Consider the following 23,859-nt stretch of genomic DNA (forward strand, 5'->3'; position numbering starts at 1 on the left):
TGCCCTCGAAGCCGCCGATGTCGTGGCTCCAGAACGAGAAGCCGCTCCACGCGAGCGACAGGCCGCCGCGCAGGGTCTCGGCCATCGACGCGAACGTCGACGAGTTGTCGCCGCCCCAGTGCACGGGCATCGTCTGCCCACCCGCCGTCGCCGACCGCGCGAACAACACGGCCTCGCCCTGACCCCGCTCCTCCACCAGAACCTCGTGGACAGCCGCGTTGTACAGCTGCGTGTAGAGGTTGTGCATGCGCTCGGGATCGGTCCCGTCGAAGTAGACGACGTCGGTGGGGATCCGCTCGCCGAAGTCGGTCTTGAAGCAGTCCACGCCCTGCGCGACGAGGCGCCGCAGGTACGACTGGTACCAGCGCACGGCATCCGGGTTCGTGAAGTCGACGAGCGCCATGCCCGGCGTCCACAGGTCCCACTGCCACGGCGACCCGTCCGGTCGGCGCACGAAGTAGCCGTTCGCGACCCCCTCCGCGAACAGCGCCGAACGCTGTGCGATGTAGGGGTTGATCCACACCGACACCCGCAGGCCCCGGTCGTGGAGGCGGCGGAGCATGGCATCCGGATCCGGGAAGACCCGGTCGTCCCAGGTGAAGTCGGTCCAGGTGAACTCGCGCATCCAGAAGCAGTCGAAGTGGAACACCGACAGCGGCAGGTCGCGCTCGGCCATGCCGTCGATGAACGACGTGACGGTCTTCTCGTCGTAGTCGGTAGTGAACGAGGTGCTGAGCCACGTGCCGAACGACCACGCCGGCACGATGGGCGGACGACCCGTGAGTGCGGTGTAACGCTCGAGCACCTCTTTGGGGGTGGGGCCGGCGATGACGAAGTACTCCAGCGCTTCACCCGAGACCGAGAACTGCACGCGCTCGACGTTCTCGGACGCGACCTCGAACGAGACGTGTCCCGGGTCGTTGACGAGCACGCCGTACCCGCCCGACGACACGTAGAACGGCACGCTCTTGTACGCCTGCTCGCTCGAGGTGCCGCCGTCGGCGTTCCAGATGTCGACGGTCTGACCGTTCTTCACGACCGGTCCGAAGCGTTCGCCGAGGCCGTAGACGGTCTCGCCCACGCCGAGGTCGAGCTGTTCATGAACGAAGTGACGGGATGCCGGGATGCCGGTCTCCGCACCCCGGTTCGAGATCACGCCGGCATCGACGTCGGCATCCTCCGCGAGGCTCACGCGACCGACGGAGCGGTGCCCGCTGCCCGTCACCCGCTGTCCGTCGAGCTCGAAGGAGAGGTCCCACGGCGCGCCCGGCGCGATGCGCGCGACGAGCCGCCCCGCGGTGAGGGTCCCGGCCTCGACGTCGACCTCGCCGCCGCCCACGGCTCCCGGGAGCGCGAACCCTCGCCCGCGCCCGGCCCCGTCGTGGTGCACGATCCGCACCCGCACGACCCCCTCGAGCGGAGACGACAGCGTCACGGTCAGCAGCGTCCGGTTGAGCACGTCGCCGCGCTTGGCGATGACCTTGGTCGGGGCGTGCACGACGAGGCCCGGTCCGTCCGGCGTGTCGTCGGTCCGGCTGATGTCGTAGGCCTCGGCCGCGTAGTCGACGGTCACGCCGTGACGCATGAGCCAGAACCCATCGGTGAACTTCATTACTTGACTGCTCCTGCCGTGATGCCGCGTGTGAGCGTGCGTTGGAAGATGAGGAAGAAGATGAGCGTCGGGATGATGCCGAGCAGCGCCGACGCGCTGATGGTGGTGACGTCCATGAGGCGATCGCCCTGCAGGACGCTGATCGCGACCGGCACGGTCTGGTTGTCGTTGGATGCCAGGAACGTCAGCGGGATGAGGAACTCATTCCACGTCCAGATGAAGAAGAAGATGAGCAGCACCGCGAGGGTCGGGCGGCTGATCGGGAAGATGACGCGCCAGAGGATCTGCCAGCGGCTCGCGCCGTCGATCGCGGCGGCCTCGAGGATCTCGCGCGGGAACGTGCCGTACACCGACGAGAGCAGGTAGGTGCCGAAGGCCGCCTGCACCACGGTGAAGACGATGATGACCGACAGGACGTTGTCGTACAGGCCGACCGATTTGAACATGTAGTACAGCGGGTACAGCAGCGCCTCCTGCGGGAGCAGGTTCGCCAGGAGGAACAGCAGCACGATGCCGGTGCGCCCGCGCACCCGCCCGATGCCGATCGCGAAGGCGTTGAGCACCGAGATGAGCACCGCGAGCACCGCGACGACGCCCGAGATGAGGATCGAGTTGCCGACCTTGCGCGGGAAGTCTACGCGGTTCCAGAAGTCGACGATCCCGCCGAAGTCGAGCTGCTGCGGCAGCGCGAGCGGCCCCGAGGTCGCGTAGTCGAGCGGCGACTTGAACGAGTTCACGAGCACGAGGTAGAACGGCGCGAGCACGAGCAGCGCGCCGACGACGACGAGCGCGAGCAGCAGCCAGTCGATCGGGCGGCGACGGGTCATGCCCCCGCGACCGCCGCGACCCGGGCCCGCGGGCCGACGTCGCGGCGGGCGTTCGGCGGCGGTCGTGGTGAGAACGGATGCCGAGGCCATCAGAGTCCCGCCCTTTCCTTGCGTTCGAGCGAGCCCTGCACCCGGATGAACACGATCGACACGATGACGACGACGATCGTGAGCACCGTCGCGATCGTGGCGCCGTAGCCGACGTTCCGCTTCGTGAAGAACTCGAGGTAGGCGTAGTACGCGGGGACGATCGTCGAGCCCGCGGGCCCGCCCTGCGTGATCACGTAGACGGGGCCGAACACCTTCAGCGCCGCGATCGTGCAGGTCAGGGTCACGACGAAGATCTCGGGCCGGATGATGCTCATCGTGATCGCGGTGAAGCGTTGGAACCAGTTCGCCCCGTCGAGCTCGGCGGCTTCGTACAACTCGGGGTCCACCCGTTGCAGAGCGGCCATGAAGACCACGACCGGGTAGCCGATCTGCACCCACACGAGCACGACCATCAGCACGATGAGCGCCGAGGGCATCTGCCCGAGCCAGTCGTACGACGGCAGACCGAGGCTCGCGAGGATCTGGTTGAGCGCGCCGGTCTCGCCGGGCCGGACGATCCAGCCGATGACGATGCCCGCCACCGCGATGGGCAGGATCTGCGGCAGGTAGTAGGTCGCGCGGAGGAAGCTCCCGACCTTGCCGCCGAACTTGCGCCCGACGACGTCGAACAGCAGCGCCGCGACGGTGAGACCGACGATCGTCGGGACGACGACCATCGCGAGGATCATCCACACCGAGTTGGCGAACGAGGTCCAGAAGTCCTCGTCGGCGAGGAGCTTCGACCAGTTGTCGAGTCCGATGAACTCGGGTTCGCCGACGCCCCGCCACTTCGTGAAGGTGAGGAAGACGTTCCACACCAGCGGGATGATCACGATCACCAGCAGCAGCACGAAGCCGGGCAGCAGATAGAGCCAGTAGCCGGCGGTGCCACCGCGGCGCTGGGGGATGGCCGGCTGTTCGGGTGGCAGGGCCACGCGCGCCGGGCGGGTCAGAAGGGCCATGTGGGGGTCTCCGAATCAGGAAGAGGTGGGGGGCGGCGGGGCGCGCCGCCCCCCACCGGGGTCAGCGGAAGTCCGCCGTGCCCTCGTCGTACTTCTTCCCGAGGTTCGCGTTGGTGGTCGCCGGGTCCTGCGTCCCGGTCACCAGGCCCTGCAGCTCCTGGACGAGCACGTCGTAGAAGCCGGGGGCGGGCCAGTCCGGGTAGAACGACAGCCCGTCGTCGGCCAGGATGCCGTTGAACGTGTCGATCAGCTCTTTGCTCTTGGCATCCGTGATGTCGGCGGTGTCGGCCGCGACGGGAACGCCGCCGTTGTTGCCGATGATCGCCTGGATCTCGGGGCTCATCGTGATGTCGATGAACTGGTACGCGAGGTCCTTGTTCTTCGAGCGCTCCGGGACGACCCAGAGGTTGCCCGACGATCCGAGCGACAGCTTAGAGCTCGGGAAGGTCGCGAGCGACCAGTCGAAGCCCGCCTCCTCGGTGAAGCGCCCGTACCACCACGAGCCCGAGACGAAGATCGGCGAGGTGCCGTTGATGAACGAGACGCCCGCGTCCTCGGCCTTGACCGACGAGACGTCCTTGGCGATGTAGCCCTTGTCGACGTACTGCTTGAGCGTCTCGGACGCGTAGTCGACCTCGGATCCGTTCCAGTCGACGGGGTTCTTGTACAGCTGGTAGTCGTCGACCCACGAGCGGTCGGCCTTCGTGAGCGCGAGCTGGTACCAGAGCTGGCCGAGGGGGTACTCGGCGCCGGCTTCGGCGAGCGGCGTGATGCCCTTTGCGACGAACGCGTCGAGCGCCTTCACGAACTCGTCGTAGGTGGTCGGCACCTCGATGCCCGCAGCCTTGAAGGCGTCGAGGTTGTAGTAAACGCCGACGAACTCGCCGTAGTTCGGCACGCCGTACCAGGTGTCGCCGCCCATGACCCCGTCGGAGGAGTACTTCGCGGTGGTCTGCAGCGACGGGGCTAGCTTTGCATCCCATCCGTACTCGCTGACGGCGTCGCCGATGTCGGCGATCAGACCGGTGCTGGCGAGGAAGCCGGCGGTGGCGTTGCCCTTGTTGAACTCCATGAGGTCGGGAGCCGCGTCGGTGTCGAGCACCTGGCTCGCGGTCTTCTGGATCTGCTCGAAGGACTTCTCCTCGACCTTGACCGTCGCGCCCGTCTTCTCCTCGAAGATCGGGATCGCGGCGTTCCAGGCCTTCGCCATGGCGCTGTCGGCCCCCTCGTAGTGCCAGAGCGTGAGGGTCTTGCCCGCGCCGTCGGTGGATCCGGCGTCGCCGCCTCCCCCACTGCAGGCCGAGAGGGTGAGGGCGGCGACGGCGATCGAGCCGACCGCCGCGAGGGTTCGGGTCGCGCGTCGTTGTGCGTTCGTGCGTGCCATCGTTGGCACTCCTTTCACTGTGGTCCGCTGGTTCAGGAGGGTCCGCTAGCGGGGGCGGTTGCACTGCGTGCCCGCCGTCGAAACGTGTCGAAGCGCTTCGATGATGGGCGAACAGAGCGAGATGTGGAGTTGAAGGGTCAGGCGGAGGGAACCGGGGCGACCGAGCCGCGCTCGAGATACGTCGGGGCGATGAGATGGAGACCGGATGCCACGGGCCGACCGGCGATCAACTCGATGGCGAGATCGACGGCGAGCTCGCACGAGCTCTGCGGCACGAGCGGGATCGAGTCGATCGGGGTGGGCTGGGCGTCGGTGTCGAAGCTGCTGCCGACCGACACGATCGACACGTCGCCCGGCACACTCTTGCCGAGAGCGGCGAGCTCGACGAGCACGACCTGGAGCACCTCCTCGGGAGCGTGCAGCACGATCCCGGTGACCCCGTTCTCGACGAAACGGCGCACCGATCGACGCACCTGGCTGCGATCGGTGACGACGGGACCGGATGCCACCGACACGGCGCTCATCCCCCGCTCGGTCGCGCGCTCGGACAGGGCGGCGCGCACGCGAGACGGGAAGTTCGACTTCTCGTACGCGCGCTCCGACCCGCCGATGAGGCCGACCGCACGGTGCCCCGCATCGGCGAGACGGTCGACGGCCTCGACCGTCGCGTGCTCGAAGTCGAGGTCGACGCAGACGAGACCCTCGTGGTCGTTCGGGATGCCGACGAAGATCGTCGGGGTCGCGCTCGCGCGGGCGATCTCGACCCGCGCGTCGTCGGGGGCGACGTCAAGCACGAGGATGGCATCCACGAGTCCGCTCTGCGCGACCCGCTTCATGCCGGCCGAGGCGTCTTCGTCGGTGAGCAGGAGCATGTCGTACTCTTTCCGGCGCGCGGCGACGGTCATCGCGTGCATGAACGACATGTGGCTCGGTGCGTGCGAGTCGGCGCGCAGGGGCTCGGACAAGGCGAAGATGTTCGTCTGGCTGCCGGCGAGCATGCGCGCCCCGGCATTGGGGCTGTAGCCGAGCTCGTGCACGGCGGCCTGGATGCGGCGCCGCGTCTCGGCCGAGACCGGACGCTTGCCGCTCAGCGCGTAGGAGACGGTGCTGATCGATACGCCCGCGGCACGGGCGACCTCGTCGATCTTGACCATAGCGACTCCTTCGTAGCTGTCGAAGCGCTTCTCGGAAGCGCTTCGATGGCCAAGCTAGATCAGGTCGGCGGGGAGCGCAAGAGTTAAGTTGGCGATCGCAACAAAACGGGTGCCCCGTGTTGAGGCCGCGGGTGCGGCGCGCGCGTGATGAGCGGAGGACCTGGGACCGAGGGAGGACCCTTCCGCGGCTCGCGCCCTCCGCCCGTCCCTCGCCCTCCCCCGGTCACGCATCGCGAGCGACGGCGATGGGGAGCGGGCGTGGAACTCCTCCGCACGTGGGTCGCGGGCGGGGCGGTGCCGCGCGTCTGACGTGCGCCCGCGCTCCGGGATAGCCTGACCACTCGGCATCCGCAGAACTTCACCCGGGGGACGAACGATGAGCCAGAACGCGGCACCCGTGCCACCCGAGAAGCTCGCGCGCCGGACGCGAATCCTCACCCCCTTCTTCGCCGCGGTCTTCGCGGCGGTGGGTGTCGCTCTCACGGGATTCGGCCTCGCGTCGCCGCCGATGCTCGCCGCCGGGATCACGGAGATCCTGCTCAGCGTGCTCCTCGTGGTGGCCGTCTTCGTCGCGTCACCGGTCGTGCGATGGGTGGCCCTCGCGGTCGCCGGGGCGGGTGCCGCCACAGCGGCGGTGCTCGCCGTGACGACGCCGCCGAACGATCTCGGGATCGCCGCGACCCTTCTGCTGGGCATCTTCGCGATGCTCGGCCTGACCTGGTTCATCCTGCACAGCTCTGCCCGCGCGGCACACCCGCTCCGCGCCTGAGGTACCCGGGGCTCGAGGCCTCGACCCGCTCGCGCACTGACGCACCGCCGTGCGAGAGCGCGGCTCAGTCCCGCGGAAGCGCCCGCTTGGCGACGACGCGCCGCGCCTCGACGGCCGCCTCGGCGAAGTCGGTGTCGGGGTCGCCCATGACGATCGCCGTGGCCCGCGCGTGCGCGCTGATGACGTCGTACGGCGACACCGTCGCCCGCTCGATGGCTCCCTCGGCGCGGAAACCGATCGCCGCGAACGCACGGCTCAGGCTTCGCTGGGTCTCGTGATCGCCGCGTCCGAACTGGGTGGCGAGCTCGTCGGCGAGGTCTTCCTGCGCTCCTTCGGGAACGAGACCGGATGCCGTCCGCCAGGCCGCTCGCGCCACCTCGGGGTGCGGGTCGCGCAGCACCGCGGGCGTGATGGCCGCGAACGCGATCGGGTCGCCGATCTTCGACAGGGTGTGCAGCGCCTGGCTCCGCGCCTGCGGGATCTCCGACGTCACCTCGGGCAGGAGGACCTCGACCGCGCGCGACGGATCGTGCCTCGTGAGAGCCCAGGTCAGCATGTCCCGGACGAAGAAGTCCGGTTCGACCGCGGACCGCGCCACGAGCTCGACGACGTAGCTGTCATCGGGTCGTGTGCCGGCGGCGAGCGCGGCTTCGAGGCGGGCGGACGCGTCCGGGTGCTCGAGCGCTGCGCGCAACCGGTCGGACGGAGCGGATTCGGTCATGATGATCCCTTCGGTCCTTCCAGCGTGGCACGCCGCAAAAGACCCGGGGCCGGCGTGACGACTCTCCCAGCGAGGGCGAATTCCGGGCCTCGGGGGAACGGATGCCGCCGGCCTCCGCCCGCGACACGGTCGGGCGCGCGGCTACCGCCGGACCGCCCGCTGCTCGATCAGCTTGCGGACCACGTCGGCGAAGTGCGGCGCGTACTTCGCCCACTCCTTGTCGAGCTTGGCGACGTCGATCTTGCCCGTGTGGATGAGCTCGCACAGCTTCATCCAGCTCTCCCCCGTCGCGGCGGTGAGAGCCCCGGCCACTCCGGCGTTCACGACGACACCGGCGCCGGGGATGAGCTTGAGGAAGCTCGCCGCGAGCGCGCGACCCGCGACCTGCACCCCGAACTGCGCGAGCGCACCCGCCGAGAGCATCGTCTTGAACTCGAGGTCGTAGATCGTCGCGATCCGCCCCATCATCGTCAGCTGGATCGGCGCCAGCGTGACAGCGTCCGTGACAGGGAGGGGAACCGTCGCCGCTCCCGCGGCGGCTGCGGTGGCGGCGGCGATGACGGGGCGCGCCATCTCGCGCTTCCAGGGGAGGTTGAGCCGCTGCGCGATGCGAAAGGCGTCCTTGTCGCGCTCGGGGGCGAGCGCCAGGGTCTCCGTGACAAGGTCACCGAGGCCGTGCCCCTTGCCCTTCCCGTGCCGGTCGCGGGTGGAGGTGAGGATCACGCGGCGATACGGCACGTGCAACGGCTGGCCGGTGGCATCCACAGGTTCGTGCAACCAGTCAACGAAGGCCTGGAGGTCTTTCGCGATCCCGCGCTGCCCGGTGATGGGGTTCTTGATCCAGTCGACCTTGGTGAGCACGAGGATGACGGGCAGCCCCCGCGCATCGAGCTCGCGGATCATGGCGATGTCGGCGGGCGTGAGCCGGTCGTCGTTCGCTTTCACGCAGTACCAGACGACCGAGATCTGGTGGTCGCCCGGGTGCGCCGCGATCGCGTCGAGGTGGCCGCGCAGCTGTTGGTCGGGCGGGACGGGCGAGCCGATCTCGAAGCCCTCGACGTCCCAGATCCCGAGGGACTCGTCGTGATAGAACTGCACGCCCCGGGTGACCGGGAGCCCCTTCCCGACCTTGGCCCAGTCGCGCCCGAAGACGGCGTTGACGAGCGACGACTTCCCCACGCCGGAGCTGCCGACGATCGCGAGGTTGAACCGCCCGTAGCGCGACCGCGCCTCCGACGACGCGTCGACGAACGCCTTCTCGTCGAACGCGGGCTTTCGCGGGTCCTTCTTCGCCATCGCGCCCCCTCGGTGTGACTCGCCGTCGCCAGTGTCGCATTCGCCGTGGCCGCTTGGCCGCCCCTGGACAACGGAGGCTCGGCACATCCACCCCGAGTCGGGTTGGCGACGAGTCGGGTTGGCGACGAGTCGGGTTGGCGACGAGTCGGGTTGGCGACGAGTCGCCGCGTGTCGAACGGAGGACCACGGATGGAGGGAGGACGAATCCCCCTCTGTCATCCTCCGCTCATCCCAGGCCCTCCGCTCGTCACCGGCCACGGTCGCGCGGGCGGTCAGGAGAGATCAGTCGTCGCGACGAGGATCTCCCGCAGCAGCTCGTACTCGGCATCCATGCCCGCGTTCGCCCGCCGCGGGTCGTCCGACCGGCCGGTCCGGCGGACATCGGCGAGGTAGCGACGATCGGCGTCGAGGCGGGCGCGGGCATCGGTACCGACGCTCCCGTGCCCCGGGATCACGATGCGCGCGGCGTCGGCGTACGGCTCGAGCACGTCGAGCGCTCGCTCGTACGCGGCGACGTCGTGGGGCCAGAACGGCAGCGGAAGCTCGACGTCGCTGAGCATGTCGCCCGCGACCAGCACGCGCGACTCGGGGAGCCAGAGCGCCGTGTGGCCGGGCGCGTGTCCGTCGTGCACGATGAGCTCGACGTCGAACGCCGGGGTGCCGGCATCCACTCTCCCCATGAGGTCGACGAGCTCGGGGGTGAACTCCGGCCCGAGCGCCGCGACCAGATCGTCGCGCTCGGTGCGGGTGAGCTCGGCGGTGCGGGGCGAGGCCCGGCGCGGCACGTTTCCGAACTCCGGATGCCACAGCACGTGGTCGTGATGAGCGTGGGTCGCGAATCCCTCGGCGACGGTGATCTCGTGCTCACGCAGCTCAGCGGCGAGCGCCGCGAGCTCGTCGGGGAGCCACGCGGGGTCGATGAGCAGGGCGCGTCCGGATGCCACGACCACCGTCGTGTTCGTCTGCATGACCCGGCTCGTGCGCACGAGGACGCCGGGGGTGATCTCGCGGAGGCCCGTCACGGCTGCCGCCGCATCGCCGCCCACCCGTCGTCCTCGCGCTGGAACACGATCCGGTCGTGCAACCGCGACGGGCGTCCCTGCCAGAACTCGAACTCGGTGGCATCCACCCGGTATCCGCCCCAGTGCGGGGGCCTCGGCACCGGCTGGTCGTCGGGGAAGCGCGCGGCGACCTCGGCCATCTGCTCCTCGAGGGCGGCTCGGGATGCCACGGGCTCCGACTGGTGGCTCGCCCAGGCCGACAGCTGCGAACCGCGCGGACGCGAGGCGAAGTATGCGTCGTCACGTTCGGCCGGCAGCGGGGTCGCGGTGCCGAGCACGATCACCTGCCGCTGCAGCGCGTACCAGGGGAACAGGATCGAGACGCGCGGATTCCCGGCGAGCGCGCGGCCCTTGCGCGAGAGCCGATTGGTGAAAAACCAGAGGGCGCCGTCGTCGTCGATCCCGCGCAGCAGCACGGTGCGCGAGGTCGGCGAGCCCGTGGCATCCACCGTCGACACGACCATCGCGTTCGGCTCGGGCAGGTCGGCGGCGTCCGTCAGCCAGCGCTGGAGAAGAGCGAGAGGGGATGCCGCGAGCGCGGCGTCGTCGAGCTCGTCGAGCGTGTAGTCGAGCCGGTGGGCGAGGGGGTTCTCGGTCATCGCGGATCCTCCGGTGGGTGGCTGGGGCACCAGCGTATGGCGATCCGCACGCCGCACGGCGGGTGATCTAGCGGTCGATAGGATCGTCGAATGGAAGAAGGGGGCACGCGGCAGCAGATCCTCGTGCACGCGGCCCGATTGTTCGGCCGGCACGGCTACCACGGCACCACGACGCGCGAGATCGCCGACGCGGTCGGCATCCGGCAGCCCTCGCTCTTCTACCACTTCGCGGCGAAGCACGTCATCCTGTCGGAGCTCGTCGACGCCGACCTGGCGCAGACGTTCGGCCGCCTGCAAGACGCGCGGGCGCTCGAGGCGTCGTGGGCGGAGCGGTTCCACTACTTCCTCACGATCAGCTCGAACGACTACCTGACGCTGCCCTACGACGCGCGCGGGTACTACAGCGACGCGATCTTCACCGAGCCCGAGTTCGAGACTCAGCGCCGCGAGATCTCGCGCTTCCACGACGAGGTGCGGGCGCTGGTCGAAGAGGGCGTCGGGGCGGGCGAGTTCATGGACGTCGACGCCGAGTTCGTGCAGCGCGCGATCACCGGCCTGCAGTTCGAGGGCATGCGCGAGCGCGAGACGAACGCCTCGGCGCCGGTCGCGCATCGGCCCCTGCAGGTGTCGGACTTCATCCTGCGCGCGATCCTCGACGACCCGTCCCGGTTGCACGCGGTGCGTGCCGCCACGCTGTCGCGCCTCGACGGCGTCGTCTCCTTCTCGTCCTGATCGAGCCCCGTCGGGCCAGTCTTCTCCGCGTCGATATCGGCGTGTAATGCGGGCGCAACATGCGCCGTCTATCAATTGATAGACGAACCACCTATCAATTGATAGCCTGCTCCGCACGTCACACCCGAGGTGACGGAGCATCGAGCATCGACGGAGATTCCCATGCACACCACCACTCGCATCGCCGCAGTCGTCGCGGTCGCCGGCATCGCCGCCCTCGGCCTGGCCGCGTGCTCCTCGAGCCCGGCACCGGCAGCGGACACGGCATCCGCGATCGCCACGGTCGCCCCGAGCGCCCTGCGTTCGGCCGGCACGCTGTCGGTCTGCACCACCAACCTGGGCTCACCGCCCAACATCAGCACCGACGAGTCGGGGGCGCTCGTCGGCAGCGAGATCGATCTGGCCAAGGCCGTCGCCGGACGTCTCGGACTGAAGCCCGACTTCGTCACCGTCGACTTCGCGGCGCTCATCCCGAGCCTGCAGGCGAAGCAATGCGACGTGATCATGGCCTCGCTCTACATCAAGCCCGAGCGTGAAGAGGTCGTCGACTTCGTGCCCTACCTCACCTCCGCCACGGGTGTCGCGGTGAAGCAGGGATCGGATGCCGGCATCACCGGCCTCGACGACTCGCTCTGCGGCAAGAAGGTCATGGTGACCGTCGGCACGACGGCGCAGGATCTCGCCGAGAAGCAGTCGACCACGTGCACCTCCGAGGGCAAGAAGGCGCTCGACATCAGCACGAACAACCAGGCGACGGTCGGCTTCCAGCAGCTCGTCAGCGGCCAGCTCGACGCCTACCTCGACGCCGCGGAGCTCATCGGCTACTACCAGAAGCAGGGCACGGCGGGCATCGAGATGGTCGGCGACCCGACCGACGCGATCGACATCGGCGCGGCCACGCTGAAGGACGACACCGCGCTGCACGACGCCATCCAGACCGCGTTCGACGACCTGGTCTCCACCGGCGACTACACGAAGATCCTCAGCTCGTGGGGACAGGAGTCGCTCGCCTACACCGGGACCAACTGACGATGAACTTCGACTGGGGCTTCTTCTGGAAGAACCTGCTCACCCCGGGTCCGCCGTTCCTGCAGGGGCTCGCGCTGACCGTCCTCATCTCGGTGCTCGCGATGGCCGGGGCGCTCGTCGTCGGCCTCGTGATCGCCATGATGCGACGGTCGTCCTTCGCGCCCCTGCGCGTGATCGCGAGCCTCTACATCTGGCTGATCCGCGGGACCCCGCTCCTCGTGCAGCTCGTCATCATCTACACGGGCTTCGCGGCGGCGAACGTGTTCCGCTTCCAGGACGTCGACCTCGGCGGCATCCTGATCAAAGCCGCCATCCAGGCGGCGATCGTCGGGCTCATCATGAACGAGAGCGCGTACATCTCGGAGATCATCCGCGCCGGTCTCGACTCGGTGCCGGTCGGCCAGACCGAGGCGGCGCAGGCGCTGGGGATGTCGGGCGCCTCGGCGATGCGGTGGATCATCCTGCCCCAGTCGTTGCGCCTCATGGTTCCGCCGCTCGGCAACTCGTTCAACGGACTCATGAAGAGCACGTCGATCCTGAGCGTCATCGGCGTCTCCGAGATGTTCCTCGTCACGCAGAGCATCAGTGCGGCCACCTTCCGCACGTTCGAGATCTTCGCCGTGGTCGCGATCTACTACCTCGCCCTCACGACGATCTGGACCGTGATCCAGAGCGCGATCGAGAAGAAGCTCAACGCCCGGGTCGGCATCGTCACCACGGTGTCTCCGTGGCAGCGACTGTTCGGCGGGCGGCGCTCCGCTCCCCTCACCCCCGTCACCGCCCTCTCCGACTCGGGAGTCCTGAAATGACCGACCCCATCGTCCGCGCGAAGAACGTCACGCGCGCCCTCGGCGGCCGCCAGGTGCTCGACGACGTCTCGCTGGACGTGCAGCCGGGCGAGGTCGTCGTGCTGGTCGGCCCCTCGGGCGCCGGCAAGACGACGTTCCTCCGCACGATGAACGGCCTCGAGAGCATCGACGGCGGAGAGCTCACGGTCGCCGGCCAGCCCATGGGCTACCGCGTCGCTCCGAACGGTCGGCGCGTGCCCGCCTCGAAGTCGGCCCTGCGCCAGCAGCGCCAGGAGATCGGCTTCGTCTTCCAGCACTTCAACCTCTTCCCGCACATGACCGCGCTCGAGAACATCTGGCACGCGCCCGTCCGCGTGCGCGGGGTCGCGAAGGCCGAGGCCGTCGCACAGGCCCAGGCGCTGCTCGAGCGTGTGGGGCTGGGCGACAAGGCCGACGCGCGTCCCAACAAGCTGTCGGGCGGTCAGCAGCAGCGCGTCGCGATCGCCCGCGCTCTCGCGATGAAGCCCCGTCTGATGCTCTTCGACGAGCCGACCAGCGCGCTCGACCCCGAGATGATCGGCGAGGTGCTCGACGTCATGCGCGAGCTCGCCGCCGACCACATGACCATGGTAGTCGTCACGCACGAGATGGGGTTCGCCCGCGAGGTCGCCGACCGGGTCGTGGTGATGGATGCCGGAGCGATCATCGAGGTCGCCCCGCCGAGCCGGCTTTTCGCCGCCCCCGAGCATCCCCGCACGCAGGCCTTCCTCTCGAAGATCCTCTGACCTCTCCCCTCCCCGCACGATCCACCGAGGAACACCCATGTCTCGCACGCCCCTGACCGGCGCCATCGCCACCCCGCACGCCGACGCCACCCGCTCCGCGGAGAAGGCGTTCGCGCGCGGCGGCAACGCGATCGACGCCGCTCTCGCCGCGGCCGCCACACTCAGCGTCGTCTACCCGCACAACGTCAGCATCGGCGGCGACCTGATCGCGCTGGTGCGCGACCCCACGGGACGCACGCGGTGCGTGAACGCGTCGGGCCCCGCGGCATCCGCCGTCGATCGCGACGCGATGCGTGCCGCGCACGGCGACGTGCTGCCGTACCGGGGAATCGACACCGTGACAGTGCCGGGCGCCGTCCGCGGCTGGGACGCACTGCGGCGCATGGGCGGCCAGCTGGACTGGGCGGAGATCTTCACGGATGCCATCGTCGCCGCGCGCGATGGAGTGCCGGTGTCGCGGTCCCTCGCCGCCGCGTTCCGCGAGGAGGAGGCCGCGATCGGGTTCGACGAGGGGTTCCGCGACACCTTCCTCGCCCGAGGGCTGCCGGGCGAGGGCGACGCTCTCGTGCAGCCGACCCTCTCCCGCACGCTCGAGGCGATCCGCGATGGGGGAGCCGCCGCCCTGTACGACGGAGTATTGACGGCGCCGTTCGTCGATGGCCTCGCCAGCCTCGGCTCGCGCATCGGCGCGGCCGACCTGCTGCTGTTCCACCCCGAGGTCGTCGAACCGCTGACGACCTCGTTCGGGTCGTACCGCGTGCTCACGAGCCCGCCCAACACGCACGGCTTCGTGCTGCTCCGCGTGCTGGGCGAGCTCGAGCGCAACGGCATCACCGACCCGCTCGGCGCGGACTTCGGTCGCATGATGGAGCGCTTCTTCGCCGCCAACCTCGTGCGCGACGAGCTTCTCGCCGACCCTCGCGTCACCTCGGGAGACGTCAGCGAGCTCCTCGGCGGCGACGCCTCCGCACGCGGCGACGAGCCCGTGCTCCCCGGCTTCCGTCGGCCCCGCGGCGACACGGTCGGTATCGCGGTGTCGGATTCGTCGGGCTGGTCGGTCTCGCTCATCCAGAGCGTCTACCACGCCTTCGGTGCCGCGGTCGTGGAGCCGTCCACCGGCATCCTGCTGCACAACCGCGGCACCGGCTTCTCGCTGGATCCCGCGTCACCGAACGCCCTCGCACCCGGCAAGCGCCCGCTGCACACGCTCATGCCCGTGATGGTCGACGACGCCAAGGGCCTGCGCTTCGTGTCGGCCACGATGGGCGGCCAGGGCCAGCCGCAGATCCACGCGCAGACCCTGCTCCGGGCGATGGCCGGAGCCTCGGCACAAGAGGCGGTGTCGGCCCCGCGCGCCATCGTCGGCCCGCAGCGCGACGGCGACAGCCCGTCCGACATCTACGTCGAGAGCGACCTCCCCACCCCGGCACGCGCCTCCCTCGCCGAGACGCGCCTCCACATCATCGAGACCCCGGATGCCGACGAGCTCGTCGGGCACGCCAACCTCGTCGCAGTGGCATCCGACGGGGGTCTGGATGCCGGGAGCGACCCGCGTTCGGACGGCGCGGCGAGCGTGCGGGTGTACGGGGGCTGAGGCGGGCGGTTCGCGGCTCGCCCGTGGCGGCGCTGAGAACAGGACGGCGCAGGAGCCTGTGTCAACCCGCCGCTGCACACATGTGGATTCCGTGGAATAGGTCGATGCCACGCTCCGTTGGGTTCGCGTGGCCCTCGTTCCCCACGAAAGGACTCCCGTGAGCCTCTTCAGCCCCACCACCGTCGGCGCCGTCGGCGTCCGCAACCGCGTCTCCCTCGCGCCGATGACCCGCCTCCGTGCCGCCGAAGACGGCGTACCCGGCCCGATCGTCGCGAAGTACTACGCGCAGCGCGCGGGCATCGGCCTCCTGGTCACCGAGGGTGTCTTCCCGAGCGCCGAGTCGCGCGCGTACCCGGGGCAGCCGGGCATCGTGACCGACGCTCAGGCCGCGGGCTGGGCCAAGGTGGCAGACGCCGTGCACGCCGAGGGCGGCACCGTCTTCATGCAGCTCATGAACGGCGGACGCGTCACGCACCCCGACATCACGGGCACCGACCGCATCGTCGCCCCCTCGGCGATCGCGATCCAGGGCGACACCCGCCTCGCCGACGGCACCAAGGTCGCCTACGCCGTCCCGCACGCGCTCGAGACGTCAGAACTTCCGGTCGTTCGCGACGAGTTCGTCGCCGCCGCCCGCCGCGCGGTGGATGCCGGACTCGACGGCGTCGAACTCCACAGCGCCAACGGCTACCTGCTGCACGAGTTCCTCTCCCCCGCCTCGAACCAGCGCACCGACGAATACGGCGGTTCGCCCGAGGCCCGCGCACGCTTCGTCATCGAGGTCGCGCAGGCCGTGGCCGCGGAGATCGGCGCGGAGCGCGTCGGCATCCGGATCTCTCCCGCCCACAACATCCAGGACGTTCTCGAGACCGACGACACTGAGACCCGCGCCACCTACGAGGCGCTCGTGTCGGGCCTCGCGCCCCTGGGCCTGGCGTACCTGAGCGTGCTGCACGCCGACCCCGCGAGCGAGCTGATCCAGGACCTCCGCCGCACCTTCGGCGGCACCTTCATCGTGAACTCGGGCTTTTCGAGCGTGACGACGCGCGACGAAGCGGTGTCGGTCGTGGAGGACGACATCGCCGACCTCGTCGCCGTCGGCCGCCCCGCGATCGCCAACCCCGATCTCGTGACGCGCTGGGAGCAGGGCGCCGAGGAGAACGAGGTCGACCAGGCTTCGGTCTATGGGGGTGGCGAGCGCGGGTACACGGATTACCCGTTCTTGCAGGGCTGAGATTCCGGATGCCACGGGCCCCGCGCGATTCTTCGTGCGGGGCCCTCTTCGTTTCAGGCCGAGTAGCAAAGTTGACGACGGGCGTCGCCCGAAGCTGACCCCACCACGGCCATCGACCGCACGGAGGCCGAGAGATCACCGGCCACGCCTCACCCGCGCCGAGAATGGAGGCGCGCCCATCCAGGGAGCTACCAGGTGCCGGGAGACACGCTAACGACGCTGCGCTGGGCAAGACGGACAACGTGAAGAGCTGGATTCAGGGCGCGCCGTGCCCGCAAAGTACATCGAGACGGGCCCCAGATCGAGACGACTCAGATTGAGCACGGTCATCGCTCGAAGCAGCGAATCTACGGACGACCCGGCGACGCCGGTCTCGAGACGCCGATAAGTGCGGACCGTGAGGGCGGCCTCGAGCGCCACGCTCTCTTGCGAGCGACCGGCGGCCGTTCGTGCGCGACATAACTGCACTGAGATACGCCAAAGTATTCGATCCACGCGTCTTCGACCCCCTAACGCTGCTTGCCTCACGGCTAATGCGAACGGTAGGGCGTGGTTGCACTCGCGGTGGTGCTCGCGCTTCTCCAAAGCACAGGGTGAGTTGTGCTGACCAGCCGCCGCAGTCAAGGCCCTATCCGCCCTCGATGCCTTGACGGTCTTGCGTTTGCCTCGTCCCAGGCGTCACCTCGGCGCCCGAGAGGAGACAGAGATGGCCACTTCGGGGCACTCGATCAGCAATGTCCGACTTTCGCGAGGCAGGGTTATGGCGGCGATTGTCACACTCACCCTCGCGGTCTCAGCCGGCGTGATCGGCGCAACTCCCGCAGACGCGTCGGACGCACGGTGCACGACGAACAACCGCATCGACTGCGGGATGGTCTACAACACGTCGGGATCTGCCGTACGGATCGCGACAAACTTCAGCCCAACATACGGCGACGTTGTCGGCACCGTCAGCGGAGTAACCGCCACTCTTCCTGGCAACCGCTCTTCTGACATCTTCAAGGACTCGAACGGTCGCCTATACGACTGGGACGCGGTGTACGTCCCACCAAAGTCGTGCCTCTACATGATGGCGGGTCCGGGTTTTGGGAGCACCGTTGATTACAGAAACACCCGCTCTCACGGTGTCTGGTACAAGATCAACAACCTCGGTGCGAACGTCAGAGCGCTGCGCTCATGCTGACAATTTCACCCGCCCCCGAGACTGTCCGGCCCAAGCGCGAACCGTCTAGCATCGCAGGCATGCAGCTTCGTCCGCGTGTTCGTCCGTTCACCGTCGTCGCCATCGCGGTGCTGCTCATCGGATGTTCGTTGGCGCTCACGTGGTACTCGGCGTCCTACTGGGCGGTATGCGCCGGTGCTGACTGGAAGCACATGAACCCGTCGTGTCTTGAAGCGATGTCGTCGTATACGTCTGCTCGGGTTTTCGATCTGTGGGCCGTCCTGACGGCCCTTGTGGCCGCGCTCGTCATTCTCCGTGCGGTACCTCGCCTCCCCTTCGGTGCCATGGCGGTAGTCGCCGCGACACTTGCTTGCCCGCTTTTCGATCCCGGCGCTTTCTGGGTCGGCTGGGGCAGTGCGGACGGAGTCCCCGGCAACGGCGTCTGGACCGCGTTGTTCCTCGCGACGGCCGGCATCATTCTCCTTGCAGCTCCCACGCGAGCGAGCGCGATGTCGCCAGCGCCGAGCAACGAAACCAACGCGGAGACAGGTGCCCTCACCGAGCGTTCGGTCTGAGCTTTGCCCTCTGGGCGCGGCAAGGCGCGCATGGCTGGCTACCCGTACCTGAAGAGCTGAGATTCCGGATCCCACAGGCCCCGCGCGATAGTTCGCGCGGGGCCATTTCGGGTCGTGGGCCAGAATCGGACGCATGAAACTCACCCTGGGTGCCGAGATTGCATCGCCGCAGGGCACCGACACTTTCCATCTGGCAAAAACCTCGCTCATCACTGGCGACGGTGCTTTGTAAGGCGTGGTGAACGTCGAGTTCGACGGATGTTGGGGACGGTCTGCGACAAGGCTTTCGCTGCCAGCCTCGCGCGTTTGGGCCTGGCGTACCGAAGCGCCCTGCACGCCCACGCGAGCGACGTGATCCAGGACCCCCGCCGTGGCTAGCCTGGCAGTTCAGCGCCAACAATCGCGAAATTTGTGCAGCTTCTCGGATGCCTAGCGGGGGGCCACGGCCACAGTTGTCGATCCGCTGCGGCTCAGGCCTGGAACTCAGGCGTTCGATATGTTGCGTCTATGTCTGATACCGACGATCTCGAGCTCGACACGTGGCACCCGAGGGCCATGAAACGGCGCTCACTCATGGAGCACACGCCCCGTGAATTTGATGTGATGCCGGAAGCCGAGCTGAGCGCATTCTGGTACGCGCCGCCCATGACTCACCTACGAGATCTGCATCGATGCCACCTCTTGTGCGGACGCATCCCTGGACGAATCCACTTCGAAGAGTGCCAGTACGTAAAGGGCGCAGATTACAGATCAGCGCTACAAATAGCGGTTCGCTATCTAGGCCTCCTCCCGGAGGACGAACCTATCCGCTGGTCTACTTCCGCCACAGCGTTGGACCCGTCACTAGAGGAAGGAAGCGCGCTTGCCGAGCTGACGCTCTCATTCCTCTCGGACCCCATAACAGTCAGAGGCGACGGGACGTTCGGCAACGGTCGGCACAGGGTCGCGGCGATCATCGACGCCCAGATGGATTTGCTCATTCCAGTCGTACGTATGAGGTGATTTGGAGGCGGTGCTCGTGGTGGGGAGCTTCGCGCAGCGGTCGTCGCCAAGTGATGGTTGGCGCACTGTTCCCCGGCCGGCAGCGCAAGCTGAGGCGAGGCATCTCGCGCAACGAAATGCCCTAGTCCGACTGCCGACGCCATAAACGCACCGCCAAGTCGTTAAATCCTCCGCGGCGAAGACGCGGCGCCCGTGCCGATACGTCCTGCGCTGCAGCTCGCGCCAAGAGTTTCGTTAGCCGTGGACAGTCTCGCAACGGGCTCGCGCACGCAGCCGATCTTCGGGCCAGCGAAGTAGTCGCGGCAAGGGGAAACGCTCTCCACACGTAGTTCTGACTTCTTCTAGCGACCATCCCAATCGGTGGGCGCAGGGCGCATCCGAGAATGAGGTCGACCGGGCCACGCTCTACGGGGGCGGCGAGCGCGATTACGTGGTTACCCGTCCTTGTGGGGCGGAGATTCCGCTAATCGCGGGGCGCCGCGGTTCTTTCGCGCGGGGCCCGTTCCGTCCGACGACGCAGGTATATCGTCCCCGATAACCCCTCGACTACCCTGATCGCATGAACATCCGCGCGGGACGAGAAGCGGCGGGTATGAGCCAGGCCGAGCTCGCCCGCGCCGCCAACGTGGCACAGCCCAACATCTCCGCGTACGAGAACGGCCGACGTCAGCCCAGCCCCGAGGTTCTCGAACGAATCCGCCGTGCGCTGGTCGGCACCCTCAACGAGCGCCTCTTCCGCCACCGCGACGAAATCCATCGACTCGTCGCCGAGCATCACGCCACCGCCCCCCGGGTGTTCGGATCCGTCGCGCGTGGCGACGACACCACGGCATCCGACATCGACATCCTCGTCGACTTCACACCCGAAGCCGGCCTCCTGGATGAGGTGGGCCTGCGCCTCGCCCTCGCCGATCTGCTTCAGGTCGAGGTTGATGTCATCGCCTCCGACACCCTCCGCGGTGAGTTCCGGGAGCGGGTGCTCCGCGAGGCCGTCCCGCTGTGAGCGTCGAGAGTCGTAAAGCCCAGGATGCCGCGACCCGCGTGATCGCGGTGTGCGAGGTTATCGGACTCATCGTCGAAAAGGGCGAGGAGCACTTCCTGCGCGAGGTCGAGGCGCAATGGGCCGCGGAGATGGGGCTGATCCGGATCGGCGGGGCGGTCGCCAAGATCCCGCCGCCCGTTCGCGAGCGTTTCGCCGGTCAGCCGTGGCGACAGATCATCGACATGCGGAACTTCGCCGCCCACCAGTACGACGATCTCGACCCGCACCGCGTCTGGCGCACGCTCACGCGTGACGTGCCGCGGCTGCGCGAGTACCTCAACGACGTGGTTGTCCCGACCCTCTAGGTCAGTCGCCCGCCACCGACGCTTCCCGCGACGACGCCACACCCCGCCCGAACGCCTGCCCCTGCAGAATGGCGCCGAGGTCGACGCCCGTCGCCGACTTCACGCTCTCGAACGTCGCGGTCAAGCCGGCAGCCTGCTCGCGCGCGATGTGCGTGCCGGCGGAGTCGCCGCCCACGAGGGTGACGTTGCCGACGTTCTGGTAGCCCTTCGCGAACTCGGCCATCAGCGCGGGCAGCTGCCCGATGAGCTCGCGACCCAGAATGGCCTCCTGGTTCTCGCGCAGTGCCTCGGCCTCGGCCTGGATCGCCGCCGCGCTCGCCTCACCCTTCGCGCGGATGGCCTCGGCTTCGGCGAGGGCTTGAGCGCGAAGGGCTTCCGCCTCAGCGCTGGACTTCGCGCGCAACGCCTCAGCTTCGGCCTCGGCGCGCGCCCGCACGGCGGCGGCTTCGGCTGCGGCGGAGGCCTGCCGGGCCTCGGCCTGGCGCTGCACCGCGTAGGCCTCGGCATCCGATTCCTGCTGCGCCACCTGGCGGTCGGTCTCGGCCTTCTTCTGGCGTGCGTACGACTCGGCGTCGGCTTCGGTCTGCTTGCGGTACTTCTCGGCATCCGCGACGCGCTTCACGTCGGCGTCGAGCTCGGCCTGACGGTTCTCGGCGCGCTGCACGAGAACGGCCTGTTCGCGCTCCGCGCGGGCGAGGTTCTCGGCCTGCTCCGCCTCGGCGTTCGCGCGTCCGACCTCGGACTTCGATGCCGCCGTGTTCTTGTCGAACGCGGTCTGCTCGATGAGGTTCGCTTCCTCGGTGGCGAGCTGGCGCGCCTTGACCTCGCGTGCCGCCTCGATGCGCGCGACCTCGGCCTCGCGCTTGACGCGCTCGACCTCTTGCGCGCCGAGGGCCTCGATGTAGCCGTTGCGGTCGGTGACGCCCTGGATCGCGAAGGAGTCGAGCACGAGCCCCTGAGCGAGCAGGTCGCCCTTGATGCCCTCGGCGATCTCGTCACCGAGCTTCTGGCGGTCCTGCATGACCTCTTCGACGTTCAGCTTCGCCACGACTCCGCGCAGGGCACCCTCGAGCTGCTCGGTGGTGAAGACGTCGATCGCCTGGTCCTGCGAGGCGAAGCGCTCCGCGGCGGCGCGAACCTGGTCGGGCAGCGACCCGATCTTGACCAGTGCGACGCCCGCCAGGTGGATGGTCACGCCGTTCTTCGTCTGCGCGACGGGCTCCATCTTGATCTGGCGCGACCGCAGCGAGATGCGGTCCGACCGCTGCGTGAGCTTGTTCACGAATGCGCCGCCGCCGGTGATGACGGTCATGTTCGACGTCAGCCCGTCGGAACCGCGCTGCTTCTTACCGACGATGACGATCGCCTCATCGGCCTGCGGCACCTGGTACCAGGCCCGGAAGATGAAGAAGCCGATCAGCAGGATCAGCAGCACCGCCCCGACGGCGACGACCACACCGATGATCCAGAAAATGTCACTGTTCACGACAAACGCCCCCCGGCCACGAAAATGCGGATTGTGGGATCACGCTATCGGGTGCCGGTACCGCTGCACGGTAGCCCCCGAGCCGAACTCCCACCGCTCGACGAGCTCGAGCTTGAGCGACTCCCCGATCCCTTCGAGAAGCCGAGGCCCTCGCCCCGCCACGACCGGATGCACGACGAACGTGTACTCGTCGATGAGCCCCGCCGCGGCGAGCGCCGCCGGCAGCCGCACACCGCCGAGCGAGATCCCCCGCCCCGGCCGATCCTTCAACCGCCGCACCGCGTCGACGACATCGCCACTGATCAGCTCAGCGTTCCAGTCGACGGCGTCGAGAGTCGCGGATGCCACCACCTTCCGCATCGGATCCATCACCTCCGCGAACGCGATCTCACTGGCATCCATCCAGTCGGGCCACTCCCCCGACTCCGGCCGGCGCCACGCGCCCTCCATCAGCTCGTAGGTGACGCGACCGTAGAGGAGCGTGTCGGAGCGGCGGAGTTCATCGGTCCAGAACGCCATCGACTCCTCGTCGGGTGGGAGGCCCTCCTCGTGCGAGCAGCAACCGTCGAGGGTGACGTTGATGGCGTAGCGGAGGGGCTGGGTCATGCCGCTAGCTTCCTCGCCGGGAGTCCTCCGCGGAAGAGCCCGCCGCCCCGAATCGCTCCGCCTGCACCGCGAATGCCTCCGCCAGCTCGGGCGGTCCGACGACCTCCATCGCCACCTCGAACCGACCGAAGGATGCCGCCAGCGCACCCCACGACCACGACCCGGCCTCGAGGGTGCAGCGGGCCTCGTCGACCACCGTCACGGTTCCATCGCCCGTGAAGGGCCGGACGCGATGCGCGGGCGCGTGCAGGACGACCGTTCCACGGCACGGCCACTCGTTGGCATCCGATCCCTTGAAACGCCCCGAGACGAAGGCGTCGACGTCACCACCGGGCACGACCCGCGGCACGAAGGGGGCGCCGTGGGGCACGCGCGGGCGGACCCGCTCGGCGGCGAAGAGTCGCCAGTCGTCGCGATCGAGATCCCACCCGAGCAGGTACCACCGGCCGTGCGAGGTGACGAGGTGATGCGGCTCGACGCGTCTCGACTGGGGGTCGCCGTCGCCCCTCGGCAGGTAATCGAACCGCAGCGTGACCCGGTCGCGCACGGCCTGCGCCAGCGTCAGCAGAACGTCGAGCGGCACCGCGGCGATCGGAGCCTCGCCCGGACGCCTCACCGTCGTGACCTCGACCGCGTCGAGCCGAGGCCGAAGCCTCGACGGAAGCACCTGGCGCATCGTCGCGAGAGCCCGGACCGCGGCCTCTCCGATCTCGGCACCGAGCGCCGGCGCCCCCCGCAACGCGATCGCGACGGCGAGCGCCTGATCGTCGTCGAACAGGAGCGGGGGCATGTCGTTGCCGGATTCGAGCCGGTATCCGCCATCGGGGCCCATCGTCGCCTCGATGCGGTAACCCATCTCGCGCAGCCGATCGACATCGCGCCGCACCGTTCGATCGCTGATGCCGAGCCGCGACGCCAGCACCGATCCCGGCCAGTCGCGCCGGGCCTGCAGCAGCGACAGCAGCGTGAGCAGTCGCGACGTCGAGGCCATGGCATCCACGGTAGATCGCTTCTAGGACAGAAACAGACCTATACGGGTGGGAC

Annotated in this window: 24 protein-coding genes; 12 read left to right on the forward strand and 12 right to left on the reverse strand. The window is 68.7% G+C overall.

All coding sequences use genetic code 11. The features are described from left to right. The 5 genes from yicI to NS283_RS10225 form a co-directional block, all read right to left on the reverse strand. Nucleotides 1–1,612 (reverse strand): alpha-xylosidase (yicI, locus tag NS283_RS10205; RefSeq protein ID WP_058596758.1); only part of this gene is annotated, 1,612 nt, incomplete at its 3' end. Then, nucleotides 1,612–2,439, reverse strand: coding sequence for a carbohydrate ABC transporter permease (locus tag NS283_RS10210; RefSeq protein WP_058596789.1), 828 nt, complete (start codon nt 2,437–2,439; stop codon nt 1,612–1,614). The genes NS283_RS10210 and yicI, both read right to left, overlap by 1 nt. A gap of 89 nt (nt 2,440–2,528) precedes the next feature. After that, a complete protein-coding gene (locus NS283_RS10215; RefSeq protein WP_058596759.1) occupies nt 2,529–3,491 on the reverse strand; it encodes a carbohydrate ABC transporter permease in 963 nt (320 codons plus the stop codon). 61 nt (nt 3,492–3,552) lie between these two features. After that, nucleotides 3,553–4,875 carry an ABC transporter substrate-binding protein gene (locus NS283_RS10220; protein WP_058596760.1) on the reverse strand — a complete coding sequence of 441 codons (1,323 nt, stop codon included), beginning with the start codon at nt 4,873–4,875 and terminating at the stop codon, nt 3,553–3,555. A 137-nt stretch (nt 4,876–5,012) separates the two neighbouring features. Next, entirely contained in the window at nt 5,013–6,029 is a 1,017-nt protein-coding gene (locus NS283_RS10225; protein ID WP_058596761.1) for a LacI family DNA-binding transcriptional regulator, read from the reverse strand. A gap of 376 nt (nt 6,030–6,405) precedes the next feature. On the opposite strand from NS283_RS10225, the gene NS283_RS10230 reads away from it, so the two are divergent. Further along, nucleotides 6,406–6,798 carry a hypothetical protein gene (locus tag NS283_RS10230; RefSeq protein ID WP_058596762.1) on the forward strand — a complete coding sequence of 131 codons (393 nt, stop codon included), beginning with the start codon at nt 6,406–6,408 and terminating at the stop codon, nt 6,796–6,798. 64 nt (nt 6,799–6,862) lie between these two features. Here the strand turns inward: NS283_RS10230 and NS283_RS10235 are convergent, their stop codons facing one another. The 4 genes from NS283_RS10235 to pdxH all read right to left on the reverse strand — a co-directional run bounded on the left by NS283_RS10235 (nt 6,863) and on the right by pdxH (nt 10,475). Next, nucleotides 6,863–7,519, reverse strand: a complete 657-nt coding sequence (locus NS283_RS10235; protein ID WP_058596763.1) for a HEAT repeat domain-containing protein — start codon at nt 7,517–7,519, stop codon at nt 6,863–6,865. Nucleotides 7,520–7,660: 141 nt separating this feature from the next. Next, nucleotides 7,661–8,815 (reverse strand): DUF697 domain-containing protein, encoded by a 1,155-nt coding sequence (locus tag NS283_RS10240; protein WP_058596764.1) that lies wholly within the window; start codon nt 8,813–8,815, stop codon nt 7,661–7,663. Between the two features lie 272 nt (nt 8,816–9,087). Beyond that, entirely contained in the window at nt 9,088–9,861 is a 774-nt protein-coding gene (locus NS283_RS10245) for an MBL fold metallo-hydrolase (protein ID WP_241492229.1), read from the reverse strand. Continuing rightward, nucleotides 9,834–10,475 carry a pyridoxamine 5'-phosphate oxidase gene (gene pdxH / locus NS283_RS10250; RefSeq protein ID WP_058596765.1) on the reverse strand — a complete coding sequence of 214 codons (642 nt, stop codon included), beginning with the start codon at nt 10,473–10,475 and terminating at the stop codon, nt 9,834–9,836. Before pdxH ends, NS283_RS10245 begins: the two co-directional genes overlap by 28 nt. Nucleotides 10,476–10,565: 90 nt before the next feature. Between pdxH and NS283_RS10255 the strand changes: the two genes are divergently transcribed. The 11 genes from NS283_RS10255 to NS283_RS10300 all read left to right on the forward strand — a co-directional run bounded on the left by NS283_RS10255 (nt 10,566) and on the right by NS283_RS10300 (nt 20,723). Further along, nucleotides 10,566–11,207 carry a TetR/AcrR family transcriptional regulator gene (locus NS283_RS10255; RefSeq protein ID WP_058596766.1) on the forward strand — a complete coding sequence of 214 codons (642 nt, stop codon included), beginning with the start codon at nt 10,566–10,568 and terminating at the stop codon, nt 11,205–11,207. A 162-nt stretch (nt 11,208–11,369) separates the two neighbouring features. Beyond that, nucleotides 11,370–12,236, forward strand: coding sequence for an ABC transporter substrate-binding protein (locus NS283_RS10260; RefSeq protein ID WP_058596767.1), 867 nt, complete (start codon nt 11,370–11,372; stop codon nt 12,234–12,236). Between the two features lie 2 nt (nt 12,237–12,238). After that, nucleotides 12,239–13,045, forward strand: coding sequence for an amino acid ABC transporter permease (locus NS283_RS10265; protein WP_058596768.1), 807 nt, complete (start codon nt 12,239–12,241; stop codon nt 13,043–13,045). Next, complete coding sequence (locus NS283_RS10270) at nt 13,042–13,809, forward strand: amino acid ABC transporter ATP-binding protein (protein ID WP_058596769.1); 768 nt, start codon at nt 13,042–13,044, stop codon at nt 13,807–13,809. The genes NS283_RS10265 and NS283_RS10270 overlap by 4 nt, the downstream gene beginning before the upstream one ends. A gap of 37 nt (nt 13,810–13,846) precedes the next feature. Continuing rightward, nucleotides 13,847–15,403, forward strand: a complete 1,557-nt coding sequence (locus NS283_RS10275; RefSeq protein WP_058596770.1) for a gamma-glutamyltransferase family protein — start codon at nt 13,847–13,849, stop codon at nt 15,401–15,403. Nucleotides 15,404–15,560: 157 nt separating this feature from the next. Next, on the forward strand, nt 15,561–16,637 hold the full coding sequence (locus NS283_RS10280; RefSeq protein ID WP_058596771.1) for an alkene reductase: 1,077 nt from the start codon (nt 15,561–15,563) through the stop codon (nt 16,635–16,637). Nucleotides 16,638–17,343: 706 nt separating this feature from the next. After that, complete coding sequence (locus NS283_RS18680; RefSeq protein ID WP_153003332.1) at nt 17,344–17,820, forward strand: hypothetical protein; 477 nt, start codon at nt 17,344–17,346, stop codon at nt 17,818–17,820. A gap of 59 nt (nt 17,821–17,879) precedes the next feature. Beyond that, nucleotides 17,880–18,374 (forward strand): hypothetical protein, encoded by a 495-nt coding sequence (locus tag NS283_RS10285; protein WP_058596772.1) that lies wholly within the window; start codon nt 17,880–17,882, stop codon nt 18,372–18,374. Between the two features lie 507 nt (nt 18,375–18,881). Then, nucleotides 18,882–19,376, forward strand: a complete 495-nt coding sequence (locus NS283_RS10290; RefSeq protein WP_058596773.1) for a hypothetical protein — start codon at nt 18,882–18,884, stop codon at nt 19,374–19,376. Nucleotides 19,377–19,935: 559 nt separating this feature from the next. Beyond that, a complete protein-coding gene (locus tag NS283_RS10295) occupies nt 19,936–20,379 on the forward strand; it encodes a helix-turn-helix domain-containing protein (protein ID WP_081317370.1) in 444 nt (147 codons plus the stop codon). Beyond that, nucleotides 20,376–20,723, forward strand: a complete 348-nt coding sequence (locus NS283_RS10300; protein WP_058596774.1) for a HepT-like ribonuclease domain-containing protein — start codon at nt 20,376–20,378, stop codon at nt 20,721–20,723. The genes NS283_RS10295 and NS283_RS10300 overlap by 4 nt, the downstream gene beginning before the upstream one ends. Before the next feature lies 1 nt (nt 20,724). On the opposite strand, the gene NS283_RS10305 is transcribed toward NS283_RS10300, so the two are convergent. The 3 genes from NS283_RS10305 to NS283_RS10315 are packed head-to-tail and all read right to left on the reverse strand — an operon-like array spanning nt 20,725 to nt 23,806. Then, entirely contained in the window at nt 20,725–22,209 is a 1,485-nt protein-coding gene (locus NS283_RS10305; RefSeq protein ID WP_241492230.1) for an SPFH domain-containing protein, read from the reverse strand. A gap of 39 nt (nt 22,210–22,248) precedes the next feature. Then, nucleotides 22,249–22,815: a dihydrofolate reductase family protein gene (locus tag NS283_RS10310; protein ID WP_058596775.1), complete on the reverse strand. Its 567-nt coding sequence runs from the start codon at nt 22,813–22,815 to the stop codon at nt 22,249–22,251. Between the two features lie 4 nt (nt 22,816–22,819). Beyond that, nucleotides 22,820–23,806, reverse strand: a complete 987-nt coding sequence (locus tag NS283_RS10315) for a helix-turn-helix transcriptional regulator (protein WP_058596776.1) — start codon at nt 23,804–23,806, stop codon at nt 22,820–22,822. Nucleotides 23,807–23,859 lie beyond the last annotated feature (53 nt).

It is taken from the genome of Microbacterium testaceum, assembly GCF_001476285.1.
In the GTDB taxonomy this organism is placed as follows: Bacteria; Actinomycetota; Actinomycetes; order Actinomycetales; family Microbacteriaceae; genus Microbacterium; species Microbacterium testaceum_B.